Origin of the sequence: Bradyrhizobium niftali (genome assembly GCF_004571025.1) — a bacterium.
GTDB lineage: Bacteria > Pseudomonadota > Alphaproteobacteria > Rhizobiales > Xanthobacteraceae > Bradyrhizobium > Bradyrhizobium niftali.
The window spans coordinates 19,961-28,395 of record NZ_SPQT01000051.1; the positions used below are offsets into that span (position 1 = coordinate 19,961).

4 protein-coding genes and 1 pseudogene are annotated in these 8,435 nt (G+C 59.9%); 2 read left to right on the forward strand and 3 right to left on the reverse strand.

From position 1 onward, the window contains the following. Window positions 1-548 precede the first annotated feature (548 nt). A pseudogene (locus E4K65_RS43780) lies at window positions 549-4,057 on the forward strand (chemotaxis protein CheB). Between the two features lie 343 nt (window positions 4,058-4,400). Here E4K65_RS43780 and E4K65_RS43790 read toward each other — a convergent pair. Continuing rightward, window positions 4,401-4,619: a hypothetical protein gene (locus E4K65_RS43790; protein ID WP_135179361.1), complete on the reverse strand. Its 219-nt coding sequence runs from the start codon at window positions 4,617-4,619 to the stop codon at window positions 4,401-4,403. 703 nt (window positions 4,620-5,322) lie between these two features. On the opposite strand from E4K65_RS43790, the gene E4K65_RS43800 reads away from it, so the two are divergent. Further along, entirely contained in the window at window positions 5,323-5,838 is a 516-nt protein-coding gene (locus E4K65_RS43800; RefSeq protein ID WP_135179363.1) for a DUF2231 domain-containing protein, read from the forward strand. A 427-nt stretch (window positions 5,839-6,265) separates the two neighbouring features. Here the strand turns inward: E4K65_RS43800 and E4K65_RS43810 are convergent, their stop codons facing one another. Both E4K65_RS43810 and E4K65_RS43815 read right to left on the reverse strand, forming a co-directional pair. Then, complete coding sequence (locus E4K65_RS43810) at window positions 6,266-7,708, reverse strand: DUF1254 domain-containing protein (protein WP_135179373.1); 1,443 nt, start codon at window positions 7,706-7,708, stop codon at window positions 6,266-6,268. 380 nt (window positions 7,709-8,088) lie between these two features. Next, on the reverse strand, window positions 8,089-8,435 hold a 347-nt coding region (locus tag E4K65_RS43815; RefSeq protein WP_135179364.1), incomplete at its 5' end, for a transposase.

Sequence of the window (8,435 nt, forward strand, 5' to 3'; positions counted from 1 at the left end):
GCCGCGCCACCGACAACGGCAACGGCAAGAACAGATGCGTGCTGGGACCGAGTAAGCGTCGAAACGAGGTTGTTTGACCAGGACATCCTCCCTTGCAGGGCAGGCGGGAATGCAACCGGCTTTCAGTAACCAGGCGCCGACCGGCCAGTTTTATCCACGTTGCTCATCCCGCGAGTGTATGACGCGCAGCGACCCTGCCTCGCTGATCGCGCGGTAGGGCCGCCTGCCTCTCCGGGCTGGGGCTGGAAGGGGAAAACCGCCCGGTTGGCGAGTTCAATATATGCCGATGAAAGTGGAAACTTGACTGCCCAAAAGGAGCACTCCGTCGGGGTCCAGAGGGCCGGTCTTTAGCGGACTGTCCGCCGCAGCGACGCTCACAGAAGCGCGCGCGGTCCGTTGGGGTTGAACCTCACGCCGTATGTTTGTTTGGACGGAGACAGCGCCGCGGAGCGCTTTCCGTAATCCGCCAAACAGAGACTTCATTGCCGAAACTCGTGATATCATTGGTTAAATGCCGGTCTCGACCGATGCGTAAGTGAGACTGTCTAATGGCCGATATCAGGGACGAGGAACGGACCGAAACAGATGAGCCGCGCTCCGCCAAAACGATCGTAATTGGAATTGGCGCCTCGGCCGGTGGCGTCCGCGCCTTACAGCAACTGTTCGCCGCGCTGCCGGAGAATACCGGCGCCGCCTTTGTCGTGGTGCTGCATCTTGATCCAGATCAGCGCAGCGAGATGGCGAATATCCTGGCTGCGCGAACGCACATGCCAGTCCTCCAGGTCGGAGAGCCGGCTCCGCTGAAGGCAAACCACGTCTATGTCATCCCACCCGACCGGCGGCTGCACATCACCAACGATGAAATCGCCACCGCGGAATTCGAGGAGCCGCGCGGGAAGCGAGCCCCATCGACCTGTTCTTCCGTTCGTTGGCGAAGCAACACGGGGACGGTTGCGCGGTCATTCTGACCGGTGCCGGATCGGACGGCACGATTGGGGTTAGGGCCGTGAAGGAATCCGGCGGCATCATCTTGGTGCAGGATCCCAACGAGGCCGAATTCCCGTCGATGCCGCGCAGTGCGATTGCAACGGGAATTGCAGATTTCGTCCTGCCGATAGGCGAATTGGCGCAACGGCTGACCGAATTGGTGCGCGAAAAGAGCAGTGGCGGACCGGGCCCAGAACTGCATGGCTTGAGCGCGGACCTGCTGCGGCGCATCCTCGGCCATGTGCGCGGGCGCACCGGTCACGATTTCTCCAAATACAAGCGGGCAACGGTCCTGCGCCGGATCGCGCGGCGCATGCAAGTCACACAAGCAAGTAGCCCGAAGAAGTATCACGACGTTCTGCGCGACAATGCCGACGAGGTCCAGGCTCTCCTCGAGGACCTCCTGATTTCGGTAACATCGTTTTTCCGCGATAAGGAGGCGTTCCAAGCGCTCGAGCGTCAGGTCATTCCGCAGCTGTTCCATGACGAACTGGTCGACCGTTCGATCCGAGTCTGGGTCCCTGGCTGCGCAACTGGCGAGGAAGCCTATTCGATTGCGATGCTGCTGCTGGAGCAGGCCGCGCGGCAGGACATCCGGCCCATGATGCAGGTGTTCGGTTCGGACATCGACGCCCGTGCCCTCGCCATTGCGCGAGAGGGACAGTACCCCGCGGCGATCGAGGCGGACGTCAGCGAGGATCGCTTGCGGCGCTTCTTCGTGAAGGAGGCGGATCATTATCGCGTTCGCCAAGAACTGCGCGATCTGATGCTGTTCGCCAGTCACAACCTGCTCAAGGACCCGCCTTTTTCGCGGATCGATCTCATCGCCTGCCGCAACGTCCTGATCTACCTGGATCGCGAATTGCAGGAGCTGGCCTGCAACACATTCCATTATGCCCTTAACCCGGACGGTTTTCTCATGCTGGGCGCATCGGAGAGCGCGGACAATCCGGCGGGCCAGTTCCGAACGTTCGACCGCAAGGCGCGCATCTACCGGGCAGTGGCCACTCCGGGCAAGTTGCGACTGCTGCCGCGCCTGCTTGGCAGCGTCGGCATCGTGCACGAACAGGCTGCGCATCCGATCAGGCCGCCAAGCACGGCCTCACTGCTCAATGAGGCTGCCGCGCATCGCGAGGCACTCGAAAGGCTCGCGCCGCCGAGCATTCTGGTCGATCAATCGCACCAGGTGCTGCACATGTCCGACAACGCAGGGCGATTCCTTCAGCCGTCCGGCGGCCCCCTGAGCGGCAATGCCGTCGATCTGGTGCGACCGGAACTGAGGTTCGAGCTGCGCTCCGCCCTGCACCGGGTGTTCGAGACCTCGCAACCCTGGCTTAGCCTGCCCATCGCTGTCCGCTTTAACGGTTCGCCGCATCGGGTCCTGATGCATGTGAAGCCGGCTGACGACCGCGTGGAGCATGGCGCCGGCCGCGCGGTCGTGCTGTTCATCGAGGGCGGGCCGATCGACGTTGCCGTCGAAGGATTCCCCGAGTACGACGCCAACGAAATCATCGCGCGGCTGCGAGAGGAGCTTCAGCAGATCCAGGCGCGACTACGGACGACCCAGGAGGAATCGGAGATCGCCAACGCGGAATTGCGCGCAGCCAATGAAGAGCTGCAATCCATCAACGAGGAATACCGCTCGACTTCCGAAGAACTGGAGACAAGTAAGGAAGAGCTGCAATCGATCAACGAAGAGCTGCAGACCGTGAACAGCGAGCTCAAGCTGAAGCTGGAGGTGATCTCGCGGGGGCACAGCGATCTTCAGAATCTGATGGCGGCGACCGATTTCGGGATACTGTTTCTCGACTCCAGCTTGCGCATCAAACGTTTTACGCAGCAGGTGACGGAACTGTTCAACATCACGCCTGCCGACGAAGGCCGTCCGATCTCAAATTTCACGCATCAACTGGAATACGATGGCTTGGTTAGTGACGTGCATGCGGTGCTCGCCAACCTCACCCCAATCAAGCATGAAATTCGCACCCGGGACCATCACTGGTACGACGTCCGTCTGCGCCCCTATCGCACGGTCGAGGATAAGATCGAAGGGGTAGTGCTCACCTTCGTCGACATGACGGAGCGTCGTCGCACGGAGGATGCGCTCAGGATCAGCGAGCGCAGGCTCCGGCAGAAGACGCAGCTCGTCGAGTTGTCGCGCGATCCGATATTCATCTGGGATTATGACGGAACCATCCTCGACTGGAACCGCGGCAGCGAGGAGCTTTACGGCTACAGCCGCGACGAAGCGGTCGGAAAACGAAAGGACGTGCTGTTGGGCACGATTGTGCCCGGAGGGTCATTCGCCGACTTGCGGGTCAAGTTGCTCGATGAAGGCAACTGGAGTGGCGAACTGAAACATAAGACCAAGGCCGGCCGGGAATTAATTGTCGAAAGCCGTATCATCCTCGAACAAATCGAGGGACAGCAGCTCGCCCTGGAAAGCGTCCGGGATGTGACCGAGCGCAAGGCGTGGGACGAGCAACAGAAGTTACTGCTTGGCGAACTGACGCACCGCGTCAAGAACACGTTGGCGGTCGTCCAGTCGATCGTGCACCAGACCCGGCGCTTCAGCAAATCGTGTGAGCAATTCACGGACCGGCTGGATGGCCGCATTGCCGCGCTGGCCAAGGCCCATTCGCTGCTGGTGGATTCCGACTGGAAGGGCGCCGATCTCGCAACGTTAGCACAGATACAGCTTGAGCCCTATATCGCCAGAAACCCTGGAGGAATGAGGATTCCGAATGACCCAGTCTTCTTGCCCGCTGACCTCGCCACGCCGTTTGGTCTGGTTTTCCATGAGCTGGCGACCAATTCGGCCAAGTACGGCTCGTTCTCCCGTGAAGGCGGCGCGGTGGATCTGAGCTGGGCCATGCGCGCCCGAGACGGTCAGCGTGTTCTGACCGTTGTTTGGCGCGAAAGCGGCGGACCAGCTGTTACGGAGCCGAAGACCACCGGCTTTGGAAGCCAGCTAATCGAAAGGGCGATACCGAACGCGACGGTCCAGCGCCAATTCGGCGCCGACGGAATGATCTGCACGATCGAATTGCCGCTCCCAAAAGGTCGCTAGTCTTTTTCAATTGGACATCTATTCTCAACGTCACGTCGAGCGACTAAACGGGGGCAGCACCGACAACGGACGGGACGAACCGGGGTTGATGGAAACGCGGGCACGCGCCGCGCCTTGGAAGGAGGGAGGGCTCAAGATTGTGATGCGCGGCGAAGACGAGGAAGATCGGACAGCGGCATGCTGACGGCGTAGCGGATGCGGGCGCCGAACTCGCTACCGAGTGTGAACGGGAACGGCGCGTTTATCTTCTCAATATGGATGCGCCCCTCCTGGACTGGCTCGATGCTGGCGGCGAGCTGAACGAGCTTGCGGGCCGCGTAGGGGCGCGGCTCGACGTGCTTCTTCAGGCGGTGCCTGCGCTCAACTTATCGCGCTCGGTGCGGGCGAGCTCCTGCGCCCCGGAGGCGCGCTTCTTCGCTGGTGTCAGATCCTGCCGCAGGCGTCGATCGGGCAGGTCATCCCAATAGAAATAGACGCTCGGTCGGCCATCGGCGAAGCCGACTTCATAGCTGCCGGTGCCGGGAACGGCTTCGTGGCGTTTGATCGTGATGGGCGGGGCCATGCCACGTTCTAGCGGGGGTGGAGGAGAGGGGCCGCCAACTGAGGAGGCCCTCCTTACAGATTGAAGTACAACATAGAGGCTAGAACCGTCGAAAAAATGCCCAACCCTACGATGGCAATTTTTAAAACCAGGTTGGCTGCCAAGTGCACCTCCCTTAGTTTGCAAATCAGTTAGAATCATACGCCTTACTTCGGCGGCTGCAAACCGGGCGACGTAAGCCACTCAGTTATGTGCGCGCCGACTTCGTCTTGTCGCGCTTTTCGTAATAAAGCTTCTCGCTGGGCCCCCGGCGGCAGTGTCTTGGCTAGTTCACGTAGGCTTTTCGCTTCTTCGGCAAGTCGCTCCCCGAGAGGGGAAGATTGCTTAAATCTCCGGCGCGATCCCATGGCCTTTCTCCATGAAGATGAACCAGCGATTTAACTGCAAATGCTCGGAGGGGGTTCCGTGCAAATTGGGATGCGGCCGTCCTGGACCGGCTCAACGCCGGGGAAAGCTCCACAAAGACGGGGCGCGAGGTAACTCGCGTCCCCTTGCGCGAAGGGTGTTTGGTTGCTGCGATTGCTCACAGCGGCTAGGCACAAAGCGACCATGAACCGTCTGCTGTCCCCATTGAGTCTATTGCTGCGCCGCACCGACTTCCGGCAGGAACCGGAAGGATTGGCGGACATTGTTCCGGCAGATAGCTGAACCATGAGGGTCCCCTATGGGCGTCAATCCTGTGAGCACAGCAAAGCTCGGCACTCACCCGCTGCATCCAATGCTGATTCCATTTCCTGTCGCCTTCCTAGTCGGAGCGTTGGTCACCGACCTCGCGTTCGTTGGAACGGGCGACGGCTTCTGGGCGAGAGTCTCGATGTGGCTGATCGGTGCAGGTGTCGTGATGGCACTTCTCGCTGCTGTGGCTGGGTTTACCGACTTCTTCGGCGAGCCTCGAATCCGGGCATTGAACGATGCCTGGTATCACATGTCCGGTAATCTCATCGCAGTCATCATTGCGTTTATCAATTTTCTGCTCCGGTACGGTCAAGGCGCTGAAGCCGCAATAAAACCGTGGGGCTTGATTCTCTCGCTCGTGGTCGTCGGCATCCTGCTTTTCACCGGCTGGAAGGGCTGGGAGATGGTCTACAGCCATCACGTGGCGGTTTTGGACGCGCCGGGCCAGATCAGTTCGGAGCCGGTGACGACGCACCGTGACGGCCCGGGACGGCGCGCGGCTTAGCCTCGGGACAACCCATGGACCAGAGGCTTGGCTGAGCGGCGAAACGTGCCTGAAAACTCCGCATGGCAAGCAATCCAAACGTTAAGGCATTCATCGCTTTTCTAAGCGAGGTATTCCCGCGGCAACCGCCATGGGACGAGGCAGTCGCCTGGGCGAGTCGGTCGCCGGGTTAGTAGTCAAACATTGCAGAGCCGGTCTCAATGACTGACCGCGTACTAAGCGACCAGCAGGGCCGATGGCCAATTCCGGTCTGCGGACCTAGCGAATAGCATTTATCGCTTCCGCTTCTGGCCCGTTCCTGCCGATGCTCTCGCTCCAGATCGGGTCGGTTTCTTGGGGTAGACCGTAAATTGCAATCCGGAGCCTCTACCGCGCATGCTGACGCTAAGGCGACATTGCATGCCTTCGCGCCGGCTCTCTGTGTCCTCTATGCGACCCGCTTTATGCCAGGCGGCTGCCATGTGCCTTCGCCCGGCGGCAAGATCGAAGGTGCTTCGGTCTTCGGCCAGTAGAGCCGCATGACAAGATAGATCGTGTCGTTCGGCGCCGGCAGCCAGTTTGCTTCCTTGTCAGCGCCGGGCGACTTGTTCTGGATGTAGAGCGTTAGTGATCCGTCCGCATTCTTTTTCATGTTCGGCAGCATCGGCGAGTTAATCAGATAGCGGTTGATCGGATTTTCGATCAGGAGCTGGGACTTGCCGTCATACATGGTCAGCGACCAGAACGCGTTCACCGGTGGCTGCTGGCCCGGTGCGAATGTCAGGGTGTAACTGTTCTTGCTGCCGTCGAGCGTCTGACCATCGCTGTCAACGCGCGTGAACGGATAGGTCGCTTCCTCCGGGTCATTACCATAAATGCCGGCCTGAGCGGCGACGGCACGCTTTAACCAGTCGCCATTGTAGTGGGCGCTATCGCCTGGAAGACCGCTAACCCGCCAGCCATTGACCGTCTTGCCGACATTGCCGACGGCCTCGTCGACTTTCCGCTGGCCTTCCTTCATGCCAAGGCCGATCTCCAGTTTCTGCTCCAGAGGGAGGTCCTTAAAGTTGAAGGTCTTGCCAGGTCCAACGCCGATGAGTGCCAGCTTAGCGCGTATCTCGTTCTCATTGCCCTGCGCCGGCGCGAATTGCAGCGCGAAATCGAGATAATCGAAGAAGTTGGTCTTCACGAGTTCCTTATCGATCGTGGGGAAGTCGATGGCTGGCGCGGCCGGCGGCGGCGTCTGCTTCAGATAGGCCGATAGCATCTGCACCTTGTAACCAGCCTGCACCTCCTTGACCTTGTCGAGATCATCCGGGCCGAAAAGCTGGGTGCGATAGCCCGCGACGGAAAACAGTGTGTTCGAACGAAACACCTGCTTGATGCCCGCCGGGGTGTCGCCCTTCCAGTCGGGCCCGACCACCATGTAGTCGCCGGCCTCGCTCCCTGTGGCGCGGGTGCCGATATAGCCGTAATTGTAGGTATTGCCATCGCAGAGCATGACCGAGTAGTAGCGCTTCGAGTCGACCGCCGGTACCGAGAGCACTACCGGCTCCGTCCGCAAATCCATCCACACGAAGGAATAGGGCGTGTCGCTGTTTGGCGTGACGATTGCCGTATCTTTGTAGGTGAAGACGTTGGGTTCGTTCTTGATCTGATTGAACGGAGCCTTGAACTGCCCGGAACTCCGATCGATCGCATATTCATGCATGACGGCATAGTTCATCACGATAGGCAGTCCGTAGATGAACCCTGCCTCGGCAATGTCTTTTGCCTTGAAGAAACCTGGGCGGTCGGCGCTGGTCTGTGCGTACACGGGGACAGATTTTGCCGTCGATGCAGTGATGGCAGCCAAGGCGGCCGAACGAAGAAGATCGCGCTTAGTAAACATTTTCCGCAGTCCTTCCAGTCCTTTGTGCTCAAGCGCGCGCATGCGCTGCTCGCAGATCGATTGATGAGAAGTTTCGCACCTGCCGCGGTGGTTGACAATGCAAAATCGGACAACCTGAGAATGCCCGGAGGTCCGTTGTTGATGCTGTTGTCTAATCGCTGCCGAAGCGTCAAGCATATAATCTCTGAGGAGACACTGCCGGGTGCATGGTTGTCTTCGCGGTCGGCATCAGCCGCCGCATGATGGAGCTTCGCGGGACGAGCCTTCAATGTGGACGACGCACTTTGCTGGGTCAGCAGTGCAACAGCATCAGCGGAATGGCTCGGCTCACGTCCCGGCAGGGACGCCTTAGGCGTTCGGGTTCCGAACGCGATCGGGACTTATGCGGCGGCTCCGGCATTCGGGTTAAACAGCTCGCCGGTCTTAAGCATCGCATGCATTATTACCGCCAGTTTGCGGGCCACAGCCACGGCAGCTCTTTTGAAGCCGATCCTCTCTCGAAGCTGAAGCCCCCATGTGCGCAGCGTGCTGTGAGTTGAGCTGCGCGTCAGAATGACCGCTGCCGCTTCGTAGAGAAGCCCTCGCAAAGGGCGGTCGCCACGTCGGGATATATGGCCGTCATAATCGACTTCTCCGGATTGGTAGCGGCGCGTTGTTAGGCCGATCCACGCGCCAACAGATCTGGATTTCCTGAAGTTGTCAGGCTCCTCAATAGCGGTGGTAAAGG

Bases quoted from the DNA above. Each gene is read 5' to 3' on its own strand.
- E4K65_RS43790 (WP_135179361.1), bottom strand. From the start codon at position 4,619: ATGGCCCCGCCCATCACGATCAAACGCCACGAAGCCGTTCCCGGCACC.
- E4K65_RS43800 (WP_135179363.1), top strand. From the start codon at position 5,323: ATGGGCGTCAATCCTGTGAGCACAGCAAAGCTCGGCACTCACCCGCTG.
- E4K65_RS43810 (WP_135179373.1), bottom strand. From the start codon at position 7,708: ATGTTTACTAAGCGCGATCTTCTTCGTTCGGCCGCCTTGGCTGCCATC.